Genomic DNA, 18,903 nt, shown 5'->3' with positions numbered 1-18,903 from the left:
CGCGCATGAGTCTGTCCACGACGGCGACGGCGGCCGGGCTCGCCGAGTTCATCGACGCCTCGCCGTCGCCATTCCACGTCTGCGCCACCGTCGCAACAATGTTGGAGGCGGCGGGCTTTCGGCGGCTGTTCGAGGAACACGAGTGGCTCACCGAACAGGACGCGTCGATCCCGTCACCGGATCGGAGGTTCTACGTCATCCGCGGTGGTTCGATCATCGCGTGGGATCTCGGTGACGGCAACGACTTCCGCATCGTCGGCGGCCACACCGACAGTCCCAACCTGCGACTCAAGCAACGTCCGGACCGGATGAGTGCGGGCGTCGCGATGATCGCGCTCGAGCCGTACGGTGGGGCGTGGCTGAACTCGTGGCTGGACCGCGACCTCGGGCTGTCCGGGCGGCTGGCGTACCGATCGGGAAACTCCGTGGCGCACACACTGGTTCATGTGACCGAACCGGTGGTGCGGGTGCCGCAGTTGGCGATTCACCTCTCCGCCGACCGCAAGGGTGTCTCCCCGGATCCGCAGCGCCACGTCGATGGCATCTGGGGTATCGGTGACGACGTGCCGAGCGTGCTGAGCTGGGTGGCCGAATACGCCGGCATCGAACCGGATTCGTTGCTCGGCTGGGAACTGATGACCCACGACATCGCGCCGTCGGGGCTGATCGGTGCCGATCATGATCTACTCAGCGCGCCACGGCTGGATAATCAGGGCACATGCTACGCCGGGTTGCGCGCGTTGCTCGACGGTGCGCCGTCGGTCCACACCCGGGTGTTGGCGCTGTTCGACCACGAAGAGGTCGGCAGCGGATCCGAACGGGGCGCCGCGTCGGACTTCCTGGCGACCACCCTCGAACGAATCGTGCTGACGCGCGGCGGAACCCGTGCCGACTACCTGCAGGCGATGGCCTCGAGTGTGTGCGTGTCCGGGGACATGGCGCACGCCACCCATCCCAATCATCCGGAGCGTCACGAACCGTCTCACCGCATCGCGATCAACGGCGGTCCGGTGCTCAAGGTGAATCAGAATCTGCGCTACGCCTCGGATGCGGTGGGGGAGGCCATCTTCGCGCTCGCCTGCGACACCGCCGGGGTACCGATGCAGCGCTACATCCACCGCGCCGACCTGCCCTGCGGATCGACGATCGGCCCCATCACCGCCACCCGCACCGGTCTGATGACCATCGACGTCGGTGCGCCCCAATTGGCGATGCACAGTGCCCGCGAGATGATGGGTGCCGCCGACGTTCCGATGTATTCGGCTGCGCTGCAGGCATTTCTGAGCGCCGACTAGCGATCCCGACCGGCAGCCCGCCACCCGCTGACGGCGCTCTCCCTGACGCTGACAGCGCTCTTCCTCACGCTGACAGCGCCCACCCGAATGCGATGAGCGTCAGGGTGGGCGCTGTCAACGTAATTCAGGGCGCTGCCAACGTCATTCAGATCGGACGGAAACCGGCTCCGTAGCGTCCGTAGTAGTTCAGGTCGCCGACGATGGCGGTCATCTTGGTGGCGACCATCGGTGTGTAGACCGGGACGGCGGGGTGGATACAGCCGATGGCACCCTTGATCGGCGTGCCGGGGATACCGACGATCAGTCCGCCGTTGAGCATGCCGACGACGCGGTTGCCCGAGAGTACCGGTCCGCCGGAGTCGCCGTGGTTGGCGCAGACGTAGCTGAGGCTGTCGGTGCTGGAGGTCTGCAGGACCGGGCCGCAGCTGAAACCGGTGGTGCGGCCGGTCTTACAGACCGACGCGCCGGCGGGCGGGAACGCTCCGACGGAACGGATGGTGGCGCCGCCGGCGGTCCGGGTGCCGAACACGCGGCTGGTATCGAGCTGGATCACCGCGTAGTCGCCGGGCTTGCTCTTCTGGACGATGCGGCCGACGACCCCGGCTCGGGGGTTGTTCTCCAACGAGATTCGCGATCCGACATCGCCGCAGTGGCCGGCGGTGAGGCCGATGAGTCGTCCGGCGCGATCGTGTCCCACAGTCGTCATCGTGCAGCCGTACCGCGAGTCGATGACGATGCCGCTACCACCACCGACGGGTGCGAGCGGTGCGGCGTGTGCCGTGAATGCGGGTGTCAGGGCCAGCAGCAGCCCGACAACCACGGTGACGATGCGCAGGATGCGCCTCATGAACTCTCCGTTCGCAAATGAGGACGGGGAGTTCACGATGTCGAATCCCCCGATGGGTAACGTCACTCTATCCAGTGGGTCGGGGAAGTCAACTGTGATGGGTCCCGATCGTGTTGCCGGTCCCGTCGTCAGGTCCCGTCGTCACACTGCGCCCGTCAGTACTCGCGCGCGAACCCCAGGACGTCGGAGACGTAGGTCATCGAATTGTTGTAGCGCAGCACCGCAGTCGTCTGGGCCGCGGCATTGCGCAGGTCGAGGCCGCCGTCGCAGAGATAGCGCGCGGTGGTGAGGGCCGCGTCGAAGATGTTCTGGGGGTCGGCAACGCCGTCGCCGTTGCCGTCGGCCCCGTACTTCTGCCACGTCGCCGGGATGAACTGCATCGGCCCGACCGCCCGGTCGTGGACGGCATCGCCGTCGAGACGTCCGCCGTCGGTGTCGGTGATCACCTGATTGCCGGCCAACGAACCGTCGAGGGTGGGGCCGAAGATCGGCGTGCGCAGACGGCCGGACGTGTCGGCGTCGCCGTTGTTGGCGTGGTGCGATTCGACCTTGCCGATCCCCGCGATCAATTTCCAATCGATGCCACACACCGGTTCGGTGCGGGCAATCGTGTCGGCGGCCTTGCGGTAGGCCTCGAAGTTGATTGTCGGAACCGCTCCGTCGGTCACGCTGGCGGGCAGCGGCGCCGCGGCCGGGGTGGCGACGGCGGGTGTCGCGGTGATTGCGGTGTGCGCCGCGGGCGCGGGTGCGCCGACCGCCTCCGGGGAGGCCGACGAGGCGGTGTGTGAAGCGGTGGGCGTCGACATCGCGGCGGGTTGGGCGACGGCCTGCCCGCCGTCGTCGGTGGCGGCGGCGGCCGCGACGGCAAAGGCGCCGACGACCGGGATCAAGGCGGTGGCCATCAACGGTTTACGCGCTCGTGGAAGGAGTGGCGAGCGTGGCTTGGAGTGCTTTCCCAACGGTCGGACCTCAGAACATCTCGGGTACATCGAGGCCCGCGAGCATGTGTTCGGTCGCGGACCGCCGACGACGCTACACGCCAGCGTGTCCAATCCGTTATCTGGTCGTTATCAAATCCTGGGAGTCGGCTGAGCGTCGCATATGCCGATGCAGGTCATCACGGTCGCGATCGGAGCAATGTGATACCCGCCACAATGGCGTGCTCAGCTGGGCTGGAAGACGCGCAGGGTACTTCCCTCGTGCGCCACGATGAAACCGTCGACGCTGTCGACGGCCCCGTTCACGTCGACCGACCACGCGGTCGACTCGGTGGCCGGATCGACCGCCGAGATCCGCGCGCCGTTGGCGAAGACCAATAGGCATCCACTGGATCCGACGCACCGCAGATTGTCGAGGTTGCCGTTGGGATCCTCGAACGACGGTGCCGGCAGCGAGCCGACCGCCGAACCGTCGGACAGGGCGTGAATCGACCGCGACCGATCCTTCAGCGCGAACGCGACGTAGCGGCCGCATGGGCGGGTGTTGGCCTTGGAGAGTTCGGGATCGGTCACCTGCCAGAGCGCGCCGGATCGGGCCGGGTCGACGATCACATAGAGCCCGTCGGTCGCCTGCATCTGCGCGAGTCCGGTCAGGGCCAGCACCGGAAGGGTTGTCGGCCCCGGTATGACGTGCCAGCCGTCCTTGTGCGCGGTGGGGGTCGGATCGATCCGACCGTCGTCGACGGCATAGGAATCGAAGGTGCGGGTGTCGGCGTCGGTGCGGTCGACGGTGATGCCGGTGGGATAGACGTTGATCGTGCACCCCGAGCACGTCAGCAGATCGGCGCCGGTGCCACGGTCGACGATGAACCGCGCACCCCCGGAGGTGGTGATCATCAGCAGGCCGTTGGCGGTGACCTCCGGTGTGGCACTGTCGGAGAACGAGCGCGACCACAGCGTGCGACCCGACGGCGTGCGCAGCGTGACCTGATATCCGGTCGCGTCGATGTGCGCGAAGTTGTGGCCGACGGCGACGACCTTCGCGGAGTCGTCGTCACCCGGCGCGGCGGTGGGTGTGCCGTCGTCCTCGACGAGATAGAAGCCCTTGGCGAGGTCGCTGCTCGCGTTGACGGCACATCCCACCACGCCGTCATCGGTGATGTCGCAACTCCCGGTGCCCGCCCGGACCGGCGACGGCCACAGCGCGTGGCCGTCGCCGCGGTCGACGAGCAGATAGCTGCGTCCGATGCCCGACGGGTAGCTGAGCAACCACTCGTCGCCGTGGGTGGCCGCGACCTCGATCCGACCGACGGCGGCGGTGTACCCGGGCAGGCGCCGATCGGTGATCGTCCACGCCGCCGCCGGGGCATGCGGATACGACCGCAACTGTCCGTAGTCGTGAACCGTGTCGGCGTCGTCGGGGGTGCCCATCGCCAGGACCGCGCCGACCGATGCCACCATCGCTGCCGCCAGGATCGCGACCACGGTCCCGATCCCGAACGGAAGGCGGTGGGCCAGACGGCGCAGGTCGGCGCGAAGTGACATGGCGAACAGTCAATCACGTCGACCGGCCGGCGTCGGGAGGCCAGGCGGCGCTCAGGCGGGGGCGCTGACCAGCCCGGCGCGCAGCACGTCGACGAGCGGTGTGGTGGGCCGCCCGAGCAGGTCGTGCAACGCGGTCGAGTCGGAATCGAGATCACCGCGTGCCACGCCCGCATCAGAGTCCGCGAGGATCGCCGCGAACTGTGCCGGGATGCCGGCCTGCTCGAGTCCGGCCGCGTAGTCGGCCTCGGGGAGGTCCTGGTAGGCGACCGGCCGGCCGCTGACCTGCGCCAGTGCCGCGGCGATCTCCGGGTAGGTGAGGTGCTCATCTCCGGTGAGTTCATAGATCTCCCCGCCTGCCGCGTCGACGAGGGCGGCGGCGGCCGCACCGGCGAAGTCGGCACGAGCCGCCCCGCCGACGGTGCCCGTCCCGGCCGCGCCGGACAGCACGCCCGATTCGATGGCGGCCGGCGCCGACTGCAGATAGTTCTCCCAGTACCAGCCGTTGCGCAGCAGGACGTAGCCGACGCCGGATTCGACGAGGATCTTCTCGGTTGCGGCATGCTCCTGTGCGAGGGCCAGCGGCGAGGTGTCGGCCCGCAGGATGCTCGTGTAGGCGACGAGGGTGACGCCGGTGTCGCGGGCGGCCTCGATCACGTTGCGGTGCTGGGGGACTCGTGATCCAACCGCCGATCCCGACACGAGGAGCAGTCGGTCGACGCCGGTGAGTGCGGCGCGCAGCGCGGCGGGGTCGGAGTAGTCGGCGACGCGCACGTCCACACCGAGATCGCGCAGTGATGCCGCCTTGTCGGGGTCGCGGACGACGGCGTGGATGTCTGCGGGGGCGACGCCCCGGTCGATGAGTGCGGACACGGCGAGGCCACCCAGGGCTCCGGTGGCTCCGGTCACGGCGTAGCTGGTCATGGTGATGCTCCTTCGTTCGGCTTCCTGATCATCATGCACTTACTATTCGTGCGGTGCAACCATGAGGGTTAGCGCCAGCGTGGATGGGGGCATACGATGACTGTCATGTCCGCCGAGTCCGCCGCCACCGACCCCGGGATCGACCCGGTCGGCGATGAGCCGGACCCGGCTCTGATGGCCGATGTTTTCGCCCGTGACTGCGCCTCGCGCGACATCCTGCAGAACGTCACCAGTCGCTGGGGACTGCTCGCGCTGGTCGCACTCGGCGAGGGGGATCTGCGATTCAGTGCCCTGCGTCGCCGCGTCGACGGTGTCAGTGAGCGGATGCTGTCCCGGACGCTCCAGCACCTCGAACGCGACGGATTCGTGAATCGAACCGTGCTGCAGTCGATTCCGCCGAAGGTGGAGTATTCGCTGACCGAACTCGGTGCCGACGTGGCGGCACGACTGTTGGGGTTGATCGAACTTGTCGAGGGCAGCGTCGAGAGTGTCGCGCGGTCACGCGACGCGTTCGACGAGTCGCGTCAGAAGAGCTGACCGAGGTAGAACCGGGCGCCCTGATCGTCGACGCAGTGCGCGGTGATCCCGTAGGCCTGACGATCGGGTTCGCGTAGCACCCGGCCGCCGGCATCGCGCACCCGCGCCACCGCGGCGTCGATGTCGGAGACATTCCACATCGGTTCGGCGACAGACGAATCCGCACCACCGGCGATGCCGATCTGCGGATGGGCGCCGTCGACCTCCCAGCCGTCGTCGATGCGCCCGGGTGTGAAGGACCAGCCCAGCACGGAGCCGTAGAACGACCGCAGTCGGCTGCTGTCGGGGGTGTGCACCGTGAGGTACGACATCTCGCCGTGGCCGGACGGATTCTGTTGCATGCGTTGATCATTCGCCTGAGGGATGTACATCGAGAAGGCGACTCCCTGATCGTCGACGGCGTCGAGTACCCGCACGCCGTCGCCGGCTGTCGACACCTCTCCGGCGCGACCACCGGCGGCGACGACCGCCGCGTGTGCGGCAACGAAATCGTCGACGGCGTACACGCAGAACAGGGTGTTCACCCCGTAGTCACTCGCGGCCGAAATGCCCAGCCGGTGGCCGAGATTGGTGACCTGGCGACGGCTCGGATCGTACTCCCACCCCAATACCGCACCGTAGAAGCGTGCCGCCTTCTCGACATCGGGGGTCTGCAGCGATAGGTAGGCGATATCGCCGGGCCGGAGCGGCTCGGGTACAACGGTGGTCGCGAGCACCGGGCCGGTGAGCATCCACCGATGACCGAAGGGATCGATGATGGTGGCCGATCGGGTGCCGTGTGCCTCGTACGGTTCCCGGGTCACGATCGCGCCCCCGCCGCGGGCGTTCGCGAGGGCCGCGTCGGCGCTGGGCACCGGGAGCATCAGGCTCACCGACACGTGGCCGGGACCCGGTGCCTGCAAACCCATGTCGGGGAACTCCTCGGCGAGATAAAGCACGCCGTCGCCGATCTCGAGTTCGGCGTGCCCGATGGTGTTGTCGTCCATCAGGATCGGCTCACCGCGAAGCCGCGCCCCGAGGTGCGCGACATACCAGTCGACGGCCGCACGGGCATCGCGCACGGTGAGATAGGGGAGGGCTCCGGGCCGTTCGACGACCGGTGCGGTCGGGTTGGTGGGTGCGGTGGGGTCCTCGACGGTGGTGGTGGACATGACAACTCCTGTCGGTAGGGTGGCGCCGCGCTCGAGGAGATCACGCAGACGCGCGGCGAAGTCGGGGTCGGGTGCGATCGGATCGGTCCATTCCGGTCCGGCCGACGCGCGCAGCGCGACGAAAGGATCTGTCGTCGAACCGAATTCGGTCCCGTCGGTGCTCATGCGCGTCCTCCTTTCCGGGATAGCCGGGTCTGTTCGGGGTGGGTCTTCTCCTCGGGGTAGGCCGCGCGAAACGCTCGCTTGGCCCGGGTGAGCAGTGCCTCGGTGGCGCCGACGGTGCGATCGAGCAGGGCGGCACACTCGGCGACCGGGAGGTCGTCAACGTAACGCAGGGTCAGCGCCGCGCGGTGGATCGGGGAGAGCTGGGCGAGCGTGTGATGGGCGATCATCCGATCGAGGTGCGCATCCCAGTCGTCGCCCGCGCTCTCCGGTATCTCGTCGACCGGCTCGGGGGTGCGTTGGGCGCGGCGCCAGTGATCGGCCAGTTTGTGCCGTGCCACGCCGATCAGCCAGGCCACGCTGGGCATCAGGTCGGTGTCGCGGTGCACGGTGTCCATCGCGGCCAGAAAGGTCTCCGACGTCACGTCCTCGGCGACGCCCCGGTCCGAGCAGCGGCGCAGCACGTACCCGTAGACCGCCGGCAGTGCCTCGTCGTAGCACTCCAGCAGTGCTTGGGCACCGCCGCGTTGACCGCTCACGTCTCTATCGTCGTCGGCGGGGGCCGAAATCCGGCGGTCTCGGGGAAGGTATTTTTGATCAGTGCGCGCCGACGGCGTCGGCGATCGCGGAGAGGTAGCGTCGCGTCGTCGCGGCCTGCATCGCTCTCGCCAGCGGTCCGCCCAGTCGGGTGTACCAGCGTCCCGGGCGGGAGAACGCCCGGATCACCGCCACCACCGAGTCGTCCGGGCGGTGTTCGACGCTGAAGAGTTCCTCGCCGCTCTCGGGATGACCCGCGAGGGTGCCGTAGGCGAAACCGGCCCGATCGGGCTCGTCGAGCACGTACACCACCCGGCACGGAATCCGGATGCGCCCGAATACCGGCGCCGACATCACCATGATCGTGTCGACGGCGGCGGTCGGTGTGCTCGCGCGCACGCGTAGTCCGGCACCGCGCTGCATGCCGTAGCCGAGGATGAACTCGCCGGCGGCGACGAAGTCGGTCCGGCCCGCTCCGACGACGCGCTCGACGTGAATCGCATGGGCGACGGCGGGCGGGACGGACGCCGTCGCACCGACCTCGGAATAGGTGAGTGGCACCCCGGCCCAGGCGCTCGGATCGATCATGTGCGGAACATACCCCGATCCTACGAGCCGGACTCTCTGCCGGACGTGCGTCCTCACCGGGCGGGATTCGTGCGCAAATCAGAGCAATTCGGCGGTCATGGATCGGATCAACCACTCCTGGTAGTCCTCGAGTGACCATCCGCGCTGAATGACGAGCATGTCGAACACCTCCGGTGCGATCAGCGTCCACAGCACGTCGCGCGCATGCTCGACGGTGATCCCGGAACGGACCTCACCGGTGCTCATGAGCGTGGTGGCCAGGGCGGTCATTCCGGCCAGGCGTTGCCCCAGCAACTCGTCGTAGAGCCGCGCCAGCTTCGGTTCCTGCGCTGCTCCGGCCCGGATCACCGGCATCAATCGTGACACCCGGGCGGCACGCTCCGTGCCCACCGAGGCGTACATGCGGATCTTGGTGCGAGCGTCGGGTTCGGCATCGATGACGGCGGTCTCGGGGCGCTCGGCTATCGGAACAGGCTTGTCGTCGCCCGCGATCGCCTGGTCGAAAGCCTCTTTGAGCAGCCCGGCCTTGCCGTCGAAACCCTTGTAGACGGTTTCCGGCGATACCTCCGCCTCGCGTGCGATGTCGGCGATCGTCGCGGCGAACCCGTCGCGCTCGAAGGCCTTGGTGGCTGCGGCGACGATGCGGCGACGGGTCTCCCGGGCGCGTTCGCGTCGACGCGAGCTGTCATATCCACGAGACGCGCTATTGACTCCAGGCACTCTGTAATGAATACTCTATTTTCATTACAGCGATCTGTATCCAAATTGGTGGGGGATTCCATGAGTGTCGTCGATCCGACCGGAGTGGCTCTGCGTTCTCTGGTGGACATGGGTGCGGGAGACCTGGACTCCTTCGGCGCCCACATTCATCCGGACGCAGTCAATCGTGAAGCGGTCGAGGAACCGCCCGCGTGTCGTGGGCGTGGCCCGGAAGCATTCAGGGCGACCGCGCGGTGGCTCCGTGCGGCCTTTCCCGACCTGTCCTTCGACGTGCTCGACGTGGTGTCCGATCGCGGCCTCGTCGTGATTCACGCGACGATGTCCGGAACGCATCGCGGCCCGTTCGTCGTCTACGACGCGGCCGGGCGCGTCGAGCGGGCCGTCGCCCCGACCGGTCGACGTTTCGCTGTCACGCAGACTCATTGGTATCGCTCGACGATGGCCTGTGCGTAGAGCATTGGGCCAATCGGGACGATCAGGGGATGGCGCGACAACTGGGGTGGGTCCCGCCGAGCCCGGGCTACCTGCTGCGCTGCGCGCTCGCCACCAGACGAGCGCGCAGCGCGAGATGACGACCAGCCCGAGCGAGATGACGACCAGCCCGAGATGACAAGGGGGCGATGGTGGTACCGGATCACGCCGGCGGGAAGTTGCCCCACCGGATGATGTTGCCGGCGAATTGGACCGCCGTCACATACGTCGGTCCGCCACTCGCGCAGCAGAAGGCATCTTGGGGCAGCAGCCAGCGGTAACGGACGGTCACGTGATACGGCGAGTATCCGGAGATGCTGGTGTATCCGAAGGGCTTCGGGTCGACTGTGCCCAGGAATCGTCCGCCGGCGAACAGCAGCACCCGCGACTGATACGTCGCATCGCCGATCCCGTTGCCGTTCACCAGCATCCAGTCCAGGTTGCAGCCGCGGGAGATGGGATTGTTGCTGGCCCGGTACGGGACGAAGGTGCCGCCGTTGACGTCTCGTCCGACCTTGGCGGCCGAGGTGCGGGCCAGGGCTGAGTTGATGTCGAAGCACATGCCGTGTCCGCTGCCGTTGGGTGCGGCTGCCGCGCTGCCCGCACCGATCGACGTCGCGCCGAGGGTGCCGGCGACGATGCCGGTCACCGACAGGCACGCGATCACCAGCCGCCGGAGAGTGCGCGGGCGACGACGTGTGGATGTGCGGGAGGTTGGTGATGGATCGATCATGATGCGGCCTTCCTCGATGTGGTGGCGTTCGTTCCCGACCGTTGTCCCGACCCCGGAAGTAGTTCCCTACCTGAAGTCATTCCGTACTCGTCACATCGGCGTCGCCCGAGGATTGTTAGCGGAGTTCAGGAATTGTCGTTCGGTCGTGATACCCACCTTCCGGCTGTTCGCGATGATCGACTCGGCGAGTGCCTCCGGTTGATCCATCGCCACGAACGTGCGGGAGTTCGCGACCTCGATGAACTCGCCCTGCTCGAACACCGCTGCCAACCGTCGGCCGAGGGTGGGACGAAATGCCTTGTCGGACATGCCCCACACCACCGACACCGGACATGTCACCCGGGATAGTCGAGGCGTCAACTCAGCGAGTTCTCGTCGATCGATGGCGCGCAGGAACGTGACGAAGTCATCGCGGATGGCCGGATCGGTCCGCAGCGGATCGAAGACCGAGCGTGTGTACGTGGGGTCGGGGTCGGTGATCAGAAGTCCCACGCCGAGCGCGCTATGGCGCAGTGCTCGGAGCTGTAGTGGCCCGGCGATGAGTGGTCGCAGCAGTGACCGTTGCGTGAGAAGACCGAAGATGATGCGGAACGGCTGTGGTGGAAATTGTTCGAAGGCATCGCAATTGGTGAAGACCACCCGTCCGACGAAGCCGGGATCGGCGTCGAGCGCGAACTGGCAGACTGCGCCGCCGGTGTCGCAGCCCACCAGGATGGCCGCGGACAGGCCGAGTTCGGCGACGAATTCACGGACCAGCGTTGCTGCACCACGTGGAGAACGATCGGCGTCTGACCCCCAGGGGATGCGGTGGGCACCCAGGGGGAGTGTGGGTAGATAGCAGTGGAAACCCGCCACGCCGAGGCGTGCGGCCACCGACTCCCACATCCGACCGTCGACGACCACTCCGTGCACGAAGACGACGGGTGGCAGGTTGGTGGCGCGACCAGCGGGCGCCACCTCGCGGTACTCGAGGACTCCCGACGGGAGTTCGACTGTACGGACCGATGGCATTGAGATCTCCCGGTAGAGTTGCCGAGCAAGTTACAAACACTGAGTATGGAAGTTACGTACACACAGTATGAATGTCAATCGTCGTCGAACGCAGGCGGAGCGCACTGCGGCCACCCGTGCAGCGCTGGTCAGTGCCGGACGGGAGCTTTTCGGACGTGAGGGATATGCGGGCGTCGGAACCCAGGCGATCGTCGAGCGGGCCGGGGTGACTCGCGGCGCCCTCTATCACCAGTTCGACGACAAGAGGGGTCTTTTCACGGCCGTCTTCGATGAACTCGAACAGGACGTGGCCCGCTTCTGTGTCGACGCGACGGCCGAACTCGTGGACGCCGATCCGGTGGCTGCCCTCAAGGCGGGCATTCGCGCATTTCTGGAGTTCTTTCACGATCCGGCGGCTCAGACAATCGGCCTCGTCGATGCGCCGGCGGTTCTCGGTTGGGCGGCGTGGCGGGCGCGCGGAGAGGAGTTCGGCTTTGCCCTCGTCGAGTCCCTGCTCGCTGCGGCGATGGAGGCCGGGCAGATCGCGCCAGGGCCCACCCGTCCGATGGCGCATGTAGCACTCGGCGCGCTTGACGAGTCGGCGCTGTTCGTGGCCGCAGCCGAGGACTCGGCCACCGCGACCGCGCAGGTGACCGCGATCCTTGATCGGATTGTCGACTCCTTCACGACCGGACAGGGTTGATCGTCCCGCGTTCGCTCTCGGCGTAGCGAGGCCGGAACAGCCTGCCATGCAGGGCGGTTGTACAGCTCGAACCCCCGTCGTCACCCGTTTCGACATCACTTCAGGCGGGCGTTAACTGCAGGTGCACACCACACGACCTCTAGAGTGGAAGCAGGCTGGTCGTCGTGTACCCCGACACCATCGCAGTTGTCGCCTATCTCGATCACCGAACGCTCGGTGATCATCGGGACAACACGACGGCCGGGGCGAAAGCGAAATGAGGGAGAACAATGTTCGAACGGTTCACCGACCGCGCTCGGCGGGTTGTCGTGCTCGCCCAAGAAGAGGCGCGGATGCTCAACCACAACTACATCGGCACCGAGCACATCCTGCTCGGCCTGATCCACGAGGGTGAGGGAGTCGCCGCCAAGGCACTCGAGTCCCTTGGCATCTCCCTCGAGGGTGTGCGCAGTCAGGTCGAGGAGATCATCGGTCAGGGCCAGCAGGCGCCGTCGGGGCACATCCCGTTCACGCCGCGTGCCAAGAAGGTCCTCGAGTTGTCGCTGCGTGAGGCGCTGCAGCTCGGCCACAACTACATCGGCACCGAGCACATCCTGCTCGGCCTCATCCGCGAGGGTGAGGGCGTGGCGGCGCAGGTGCTGGTCAAGCTCGGCGCCGACCTCAACCGGGTGCGTCAGCAGGTCATCCAGCTGCTGAGCGGCTACCAGGGCAAGGAGCCGCAGGAGGCCGGGACCGGTGGTCGCTCCACCGAGCAGGGTGGCACCCCGTCGACCTCGCTGGTCCTCGATCAGTTCGGCCGAAACCTCACCGCGGCGGCGTCGGAGGGCAAACTCGACCCCGTCATCGGGCGCGAGAAGGAAATCGAGCGCGTGATGCAGGTGCTGAGCCGCCGCACCAAGAACAACCCGGTACTCATCGGTGAGCCCGGCGTCGGCAAGACCGCCGTCGTCGAGGGTCTCGCCCAGGCCATCGTCAACGGTCAGGTGCCCGAGACCCTCAAGGACAAGCAGCTCTACACCCTCGACCTCGGTTCGTTGGTCGCGGGCAGCCGCTACCGCGGTGACTTCGAGGAACGCCTCAAGAAGGTGCTCAAGGAGATCAACACCCGCGGCGACATCATCCTGTTCATCGACGAGCTGCACACGCTCGTCGGTGCGGGTGCCGCCGAGGGCGCGATCGACGCGGCGTCCATCCTCAAGCCGAAGCTGGCCCGCGGTGAGCTGCAGACCATCGGCGCCACCACCCTCGACGAGTACCGCAAGTACATCGAGAAGGACGCCGCACTCGAGCGACGCTTCCAGCCGGTGCAGGTCGGCGAGCCGTCGGTGGAGCACACCATCGAGATCCTCAAGGGTCTGCGCGATCGCTACGAGAGCCACCATCGGGTGTCCATCACCGACGGTGCACTCGTCGCCGCGGCCACACTGGCCGACCGCTACATCAACGACCGCTTCCTGCCGGACAAGGCGATCGACCTCATCGACGAGGCCGGAGCCCGGATGCGCATCCGCCGGATGACCGCACCGCCAGACCTGCGCGAGTTCGATGAGCGGATCGCCGACGCCCGCAAGGAGAAGGAAAGCGCGATCGACGCGCAGGACTTCGAGAAGGCCGCCGGCCTGCGGGACAAGGAGAAGCAACTCGTCGCCGAGCGCGCCGAGCGTGAAAAGCAGTGGCGCAGTGGTGATCTGGACGTCGTGGCCGAGGTCGACGACGAGCAGATCGCCGAGGTGCTGGGCAACTGGACCGGCATCCCGGTGTTCAAGCTCACCGAGGAGGAGACCACCCGTCTGCTCCGCATGGAGGAGGAGCTGCACAAGCGGATCATCGGCCAGGAGGATGCGGTCAAGGCCGTCTCCAAGGCGATCCGCCGCACCCGCGCCGGCCTGAAGGACCCGAAGCGCCCGTCCGGTTCGTTCATCTTCGCGGGCCCGTCCGGCGTCGGAAAGACCGAGCTGTCCAAGGCGCTGGCCAACTTCCTGTTCGGCGACGACGACGCGCTGATCCAGATCGACATGGGTGAGTTCCACGACCGGTTCACCGCGTCGCGTCTGTTCGGTGCGCCTCCCGGCTACGTCGGCTACGAAGAGGGCGGCCAGCTCACCGAGAAGGTGCGCCGCAAGCCGTTCTCGGTGGTGCTGTTCGACGAGATCGAGAAGGCCCACTCGGAGATCTACAACACCCTGTTGCAGGTCCTCGAGGACGGCCGCCTCACCGACGGTCAGGGTCGCACGGTCGACTTCAAGAACACCGTGCTGATCTTCACCTCGAACCTCGGTACCTCGGACATCTCCAAGGCCGTGGGTCTGGGCTTCAGCAAGGGCGACGATTCCAAGTCGAACTACGAGCGCATGAAGATGAAGGTCAACGACGAGCTGAAGAAGCACTTCCGCCCGGAGTTCCTCAACCGTATCGACGACATCGTCGTGTTCCACCAGTTGACGCAGGAAGAGATCATCCAGATGGTCGACCTGATGCTCAACCGGGTGGAGACCGCTCTGCGCAACAAGGACATGGCCATCGAGGTCACCGACAAGGCCAAGTCGTTGCTGGCCAAGCGCGGCTTCGATCCGGTGCTCGGCGCCCGTCCGTTGCGTCGGACGATCCAGCGCGAGATCGAGGATCAGCTGTCGGAGAAGATCCTGTTCGGCGACATCACGCCCGGCCAGATCGTCCTCATCGACGTGCAGGGCTGGGACGGCGAAGGCGACAGCGAGGACGCCACGTTCACCTTCACCGGCTCGGAGAAGCCCCGCGAACTGCCGGACGCCCCGGTCGAATTGAGCAAGGCAGGTGAGGGCAGCAGCGAGAGCTGATCGCGCCCAATCGAATACCACGACGCCCGCTGTGACCCCGGATGGGGATACGGCGGGCGTCGTCGTTGCTCGACCCGGTCCACGGCCCGTGGTCACTCAGTACCGTGACTACTGGCAACCGATCGAGGAGACTGCACACTGTGACCACCGAATCCGACCATCGCGACCCGGCGTCCGGCGAGACCACCGCAGCGGCGCCGATCACCGTGACCCGCGACGGCGAGATCGCCATCATCACCCTCAACCGGCCGGATCGGCTCAACGCCTTCACCTCGGAGATGGGCGATCAGCTCATGGCCACCCTCGATGACACCGACGCCGATGATTCCGTGCGCGCCGTGGTCATCACCGGCGCCGGGCGCGCGTTCTGCGCAGGTGCCGACCTCGGGGCGGGCGCATCGACCTTCGAGCTCACCGAGGAGGCCGCCGGGGAGGTGCCCCGCGACTACGGGGGTCGCGTCGCCCTGCGCATCTTCGAATCGCTCAAACCGGTCGTGGTGGCCGTCAACGGTCCGTCGGCCGGGGTGGGTGTGACGATGACGCTGCCCGCCGACGCGCGGATCGCGTCGGACAACGCCCGCTTCGGCTTCGTCTTCGCCAAGCGTGGGCTGGTTCCCGAGGCCTGTTCGACGTGGTTCCTGCCGCGCCTGGTGGGCCTACCCACCGCGCTGCAATGGACGATGGGGGCGCAGATGGTCAGTGCGGCCGAGGCACTGGACGCAGGGCTGGTGCAGCAGGTGGTCGCACCCGAGGAGGTCGTCGACACCGCGATCGCGGTGGCCCGATCGATGACGGCCGGGTCCGCACCGGTGTCGGTGGCGCTGACCCGCCAACTCCTGTGGCGGATGGCCGGTGCACCGAGTCCGTGGGACGCACACCGCGCCGACTCGACGGCGATCTACGCGCGCGGCCGCATGGCCGACGTCCGCGAGGGTGTGATGTCGTTCCTCGAGAAGCGAGATCCGGTGTTCACCGACTCGGTCGCGACGGACCTTCCCGACATCTTCGACACGCCCACCGGGTGGTGAGCCGGCGCGTTGTCAGAAGTTCTTGTCGGCGTGGTCAACCCAACATGGGTCGCGCCGTGGATTCCGGCGCCGCGTGTGTGAAACTTGGACGGTTATGTCTCGAGCCTTGATCGGTCGTATCGCAACGGCCTGCGGAGCCCTGGTGGCCGCGGGCGTCGTCGTGCTGTCCGGGAGTTCGGGGCTGGCGTCGCACACCGAGGCGGCACCATCGGTGCGTACCGCGGCGCAGCACGAGACCGGGACACCGGTGAACATCAGTGCGCCCGCCCCGCAGAAGTATGTGGCACTGGGCAGTTCGTACGCCGCCGGACCCGGAGGCATCGAATCGTTGAGCAATCGGTGCCTGCGTTCGCCCGACAACTATCCGAATCAGGTCGCCACCGCGCTCGGGATGAGCCTGGTGGACGCGACGTGCTCGGGATCGACGTCGGACAACATCCTCGACCGTCCGCAGCGGTTCACCCCGAATTCGCAGATCGACGCGGTGACCCCGGAGACCTCGCTGGTCACCATCACCACCGGCGGCAACGACGTCGGCTACATCCAGCGGCTGATCGCGATGAGTTGCCGCAACGTCGCGCCCGAGGTGGCCAAAGAGGTCGCGGCACGTACCTGCAATCTCGGCCGTCCCATCCCGGCCGAACCCGGGCCGGAACGGTTCGCGGCGCTCGAGCAGAAGATGATCGCCACGGTCTTCGCGGTGCGCCAGCGCGCACCGCAGGCACGCATCCTGCTGGTCGATTACCCACCGGCGGTGGTGCTCGGTGGACCCACCTGCGCCAAGCTGCCCCTGTCGCCGACCGAGATCGAGGCCACCATCCGCGTCTTCGACGCCCTGGCGATGGTCACCGCCGCGGCGGCCCAGATCTCGGGCGCCGAACTGATCACGGCGTCGGTCGCCGGAGCCGACCACACGGTCTGCTCAACGGATCCGTGGCTGCGGGGATTCGAGACGCCTGTGCCGTATCACCCGAATTCCGCAGGTAAGGCCGCCGTCGCCGCGATGATCATCAACGCGGTTCGCTGACCCAACCCCTCGCGCGTCGAGTGGGTACCCTTGCGCGTCGAGTGGGTGCTGTTTCCCGTCGAATGGGCGCTGTTTCCCGTCGAGTGGGCGCTGTTTCCCGTCGAACGGGCGCCCCCGAACCGTTGACAGCGCCCGGTTCTCGTTGACAGCGCGCGCGTGAGCGCTGTCAATGACGGGAAGGCCGCCCTTGCGCATCGAGTGGGCACACCGAGCACCCGAGACCGAGCCGGTACCGGCCCGCGACCTCAGACCGCTTGCTCGACGAACTCGTGATCGTGGTGGCGGACCTGACGCCAGTACACCAGGCCCATCGAGAAGATCAGGAAGGCGCCGGTGAGGGCGACGAGGTTGCCCGCCCACATGTCGAAGCCGAATCGCAGGATGAGTCCCAGCACGATCGCGGCCGCACCGACGAGAACGGACCGCGTCGCGTTCTGGGAGCGCCAGTCGATGCGGTTGCGGCCGGTGGTGATCAGGCTGATCGGGCTGCGACGCAGGGTCTCGACCATGAAGACGGTCAGCGCCACGGTCGCGACGTATGCGATGAGCACTCGGGGCACAGCCGGCATGTCGGGGTCGGCGATCTGTGGCATCAGTGCGTAGATCGCGAGCGCGTGGGCGAGGTAGATGCCGAAGGACCGGTCCGAGGCGGTCTTCATCAGCTTGTCGGGGATGGAACCGGGATGACGTCGTTCCTGCCAGATGGTGCCGAGGCTGTAGAGGATCACGATGATCGCGATGAAGGCCCACAGGTTGTGCAGCATGAAGACGTTGGTGGCGCGGAACAGATTCTCGCCCTGGTCGACCGTGTAGAGGTAGTACAGCCAGGTCCCGAAGAGCACGACGGCACCGATCGCCATCATGTGGACGCGCCAGCGCTTCACGAACGCCTGCACGGCCTCGTAGTGCATGGCGGCCACGCAGCCGGCGAAGATGAAGAACTGGTACGGGAAGATCAGCACCTCGAGGTGGCGCCAGATCACGCCCTGGAGCCCCCAGGTGAGGAACGACAGCGGCGGCCGGACCATCAGGTACATCATCGTCATCTGGATGACGAAGCTCAGGCCCAGCAGGTATCGGTGATAACCCCAGGTCCGTTTGAGGACCCAGAGGACTGCCGGGAACACCAGATAGATCTGCATGCTCACCGACAGGAAGTAGAGGTGGTAGGCGGCATGGCCGGTGAGGAGGTCGTAGCCGATGCTCTTCACCGATTGTTTGACCGCGTCGACGCTGTTCCAGGCGTCGACGATCGATTGCACACCGTGGAAGTGATATCGCACGTAGAACCAGTAGAAGAGGCTCCACGTCAGGAACGGCAGACCGATGAGTTTGAAGCGGCGTCGCCAGAACGGGATCGTCTGCAGTTCGCGCTTGCGGTACTGATAGGTCAGCACGAAGCCGGTGAGGGTGAAGAACCCGTAGCGGGTGTAGCGCAGGAACAGTTCCACCGCGCCCGCGGCGACGCTCGTCGGTGCAGTGACGGTGAGCATGACGTGATCGAGGATCACGCCGCCGAAGGTCACCAGACGCACGAGGTCGATCTGGTAGAGGTGCTTGTCACGCTTGGTGGTGGGAGTTGCCGCAGCCTCGGTCTCCGGAGCACCGGTCGTTGCAGGCTTGGTCACCGATGCCGTTGGTGTGGCCGCGTCAGAGGATGCAGCATTGGATGACGTGGTGTCCGACGAGGCAGGTGGGGTGCCGGTCGATGGCTGTTCGGTGACGATCGGGGACCCTCCATCCAAGTCTTCGCACGATCACAGTTCTTCGCACGTCGCAGTGGGTGAGGCTACTCCGTGTTGCTGGGAGAACCGAAGTCGGTCGGCCCTCGGGGCACTCCACAACCGTCGCTGCGGGGGGATGTCGCGGCGCTGTCCCTGTCGATCGCCCCATC

At 66.9% G+C, this 18,903-nt stretch carries 18 protein-coding genes; 7 read left to right on the top strand and 11 right to left on the bottom strand.

The window, feature by feature from the left end; translation table 11 throughout:
* The first annotated feature begins 5 nt into the window (after positions 1 to 5).
* On the top strand, positions 6 to 1,295 hold the full coding sequence (locus ACWDPV_RS05865; protein WP_449742141.1) for a M18 family aminopeptidase: 1,290 nt from the start codon (positions 6 to 8) through the stop codon (positions 1,293 to 1,295).
* 145 nt (positions 1,296 to 1,440) lie between these two features.
* Here ACWDPV_RS05865 and ACWDPV_RS05860 read toward each other — a convergent pair whose 3' ends face one another.
* The 4 genes from ACWDPV_RS05860 to ACWDPV_RS05845 form a co-directional block, all read right to left on the bottom strand.
* Positions 1,441 to 2,142, bottom strand: coding sequence for a S1 family peptidase (locus ACWDPV_RS05860; protein WP_449742140.1), 702 nt, complete (start codon positions 2,140 to 2,142; stop codon positions 1,441 to 1,443).
* A 155-nt stretch (positions 2,143 to 2,297) separates the two neighbouring features.
* A complete protein-coding gene (locus tag ACWDPV_RS05855; RefSeq protein WP_449742139.1) occupies positions 2,298 to 3,101 on the bottom strand; it encodes a lytic murein transglycosylase in 804 nt (267 codons plus the stop codon).
* 204 nt (positions 3,102 to 3,305) lie between these two features.
* Complete coding sequence (locus tag ACWDPV_RS05850; protein ID WP_449742138.1) at positions 3,306 to 4,625, bottom strand: hypothetical protein; 1,320 nt, start codon at positions 4,623 to 4,625, stop codon at positions 3,306 to 3,308.
* Positions 4,626 to 4,676: 51 nt separating this feature from the next.
* Positions 4,677 to 5,546, bottom strand: coding sequence for an NAD(P)H-binding protein (locus tag ACWDPV_RS05845; protein ID WP_449742137.1), 870 nt, complete (start codon positions 5,544 to 5,546; stop codon positions 4,677 to 4,679).
* A 105-nt stretch (positions 5,547 to 5,651) separates the two neighbouring features.
* Between ACWDPV_RS05845 and ACWDPV_RS05840 the strand changes: the two genes are divergently transcribed.
* Complete coding sequence (locus ACWDPV_RS05840) at positions 5,652 to 6,083, top strand: winged helix-turn-helix transcriptional regulator (protein ID WP_449742136.1); 432 nt, start codon at positions 5,652 to 5,654, stop codon at positions 6,081 to 6,083.
* On the opposite strand, the gene ACWDPV_RS05835 is transcribed toward ACWDPV_RS05840, so the two are convergent.
* From ACWDPV_RS05835 to ACWDPV_RS05820, 4 genes are all read right to left on the bottom strand, one after another.
* The gene (locus tag ACWDPV_RS05835; RefSeq protein WP_449742135.1) at positions 6,071 to 7,399 is read right to left on the bottom strand and encodes a VOC family protein; all 1,329 of its coding nucleotides are present in this window, start codon (positions 7,397 to 7,399) and stop codon (positions 6,071 to 6,073) included. The genes ACWDPV_RS05840 and ACWDPV_RS05835 overlap by 13 nt on opposite strands.
* The gene (locus tag ACWDPV_RS05830; RefSeq protein WP_449742134.1) at positions 7,396 to 7,935 is read right to left on the bottom strand and encodes an RNA polymerase sigma factor; all 540 of its coding nucleotides are present in this window, start codon (positions 7,933 to 7,935) and stop codon (positions 7,396 to 7,398) included. Before ACWDPV_RS05830 ends, ACWDPV_RS05835 begins: the two co-directional genes overlap by 4 nt.
* A gap of 58 nt (positions 7,936 to 7,993) precedes the next feature.
* On the bottom strand, positions 7,994 to 8,518 hold the full coding sequence (locus ACWDPV_RS05825) for a DUF1990 family protein (protein WP_449742436.1): 525 nt from the start codon (positions 8,516 to 8,518) through the stop codon (positions 7,994 to 7,996).
* An 81-nt stretch (positions 8,519 to 8,599) separates the two neighbouring features.
* Complete coding sequence (locus ACWDPV_RS05820; protein ID WP_449742133.1) at positions 8,600 to 9,241, bottom strand: TetR/AcrR family transcriptional regulator; 642 nt, start codon at positions 9,239 to 9,241, stop codon at positions 8,600 to 8,602.
* A gap of 60 nt (positions 9,242 to 9,301) precedes the next feature.
* Here ACWDPV_RS05820 and ACWDPV_RS05815 point away from each other — a divergent pair, with 60 nt between their 5' ends.
* Positions 9,302 to 9,694 carry an ester cyclase gene (locus ACWDPV_RS05815; RefSeq protein WP_449742132.1) on the top strand — a complete coding sequence of 131 codons (393 nt, stop codon included), beginning with the start codon at positions 9,302 to 9,304 and terminating at the stop codon, positions 9,692 to 9,694.
* Between the two features lie 181 nt (positions 9,695 to 9,875).
* On the opposite strand, the gene ACWDPV_RS05810 is transcribed toward ACWDPV_RS05815, so the two are convergent.
* Both ACWDPV_RS05810 and ACWDPV_RS05805 read right to left on the bottom strand, forming a co-directional pair.
* Positions 9,876 to 10,445 carry an LppP/LprE family lipoprotein gene (locus ACWDPV_RS05810; RefSeq protein WP_449742131.1) on the bottom strand — a complete coding sequence of 190 codons (570 nt, stop codon included), beginning with the start codon at positions 10,443 to 10,445 and terminating at the stop codon, positions 9,876 to 9,878.
* A gap of 90 nt (positions 10,446 to 10,535) precedes the next feature.
* Positions 10,536 to 11,456, bottom strand: a complete 921-nt coding sequence (locus ACWDPV_RS05805; RefSeq protein ID WP_449742130.1) for an alpha/beta fold hydrolase — start codon at positions 11,454 to 11,456, stop codon at positions 10,536 to 10,538.
* Between the two features lie 67 nt (positions 11,457 to 11,523).
* On the opposite strand from ACWDPV_RS05805, the gene ACWDPV_RS05800 reads away from it, so the two are divergent.
* The 4 genes from ACWDPV_RS05800 (at position 11,524) to ACWDPV_RS05785 (ending at position 17,009) form a co-directional block, all read left to right on the top strand.
* Positions 11,524 to 12,138, top strand: coding sequence for a TetR/AcrR family transcriptional regulator (locus tag ACWDPV_RS05800; protein ID WP_449742129.1), 615 nt, complete (start codon positions 11,524 to 11,526; stop codon positions 12,136 to 12,138).
* A gap of 269 nt (positions 12,139 to 12,407) precedes the next feature.
* The gene (locus ACWDPV_RS05795) at positions 12,408 to 14,954 is read left to right on the top strand and encodes an ATP-dependent Clp protease ATP-binding subunit (RefSeq protein WP_449742128.1); all 2,547 of its coding nucleotides are present in this window, start codon (positions 12,408 to 12,410) and stop codon (positions 14,952 to 14,954) included.
* A gap of 140 nt (positions 14,955 to 15,094) precedes the next feature.
* On the top strand, positions 15,095 to 15,982 hold the full coding sequence (locus ACWDPV_RS05790; protein ID WP_449742127.1) for an enoyl-CoA hydratase-related protein: 888 nt from the start codon (positions 15,095 to 15,097) through the stop codon (positions 15,980 to 15,982).
* Between the two features lie 94 nt (positions 15,983 to 16,076).
* Positions 16,077 to 17,009, top strand: a complete 933-nt coding sequence (locus ACWDPV_RS05785; RefSeq protein WP_449742126.1) for an SGNH/GDSL hydrolase family protein — start codon at positions 16,077 to 16,079, stop codon at positions 17,007 to 17,009.
* 245 nt (positions 17,010 to 17,254) lie between these two features.
* Here ACWDPV_RS05785 and ACWDPV_RS05780 read toward each other — a convergent pair whose 3' ends face one another.
* Positions 17,255 to 18,637: an acyltransferase gene (locus tag ACWDPV_RS05780; RefSeq protein ID WP_449742125.1), complete on the bottom strand. Its 1,383-nt coding sequence runs from the start codon at positions 18,635 to 18,637 to the stop codon at positions 17,255 to 17,257.
* Positions 18,638 to 18,903: the final 266 nt, after the last annotated feature.

The organism is Gordonia sp. NPDC003504 (assembly GCF_053587995.1).
Note: the sequence above shows the minus strand (reverse complement) of the source record. Positions and strands in the feature narration are given on the sequence as shown.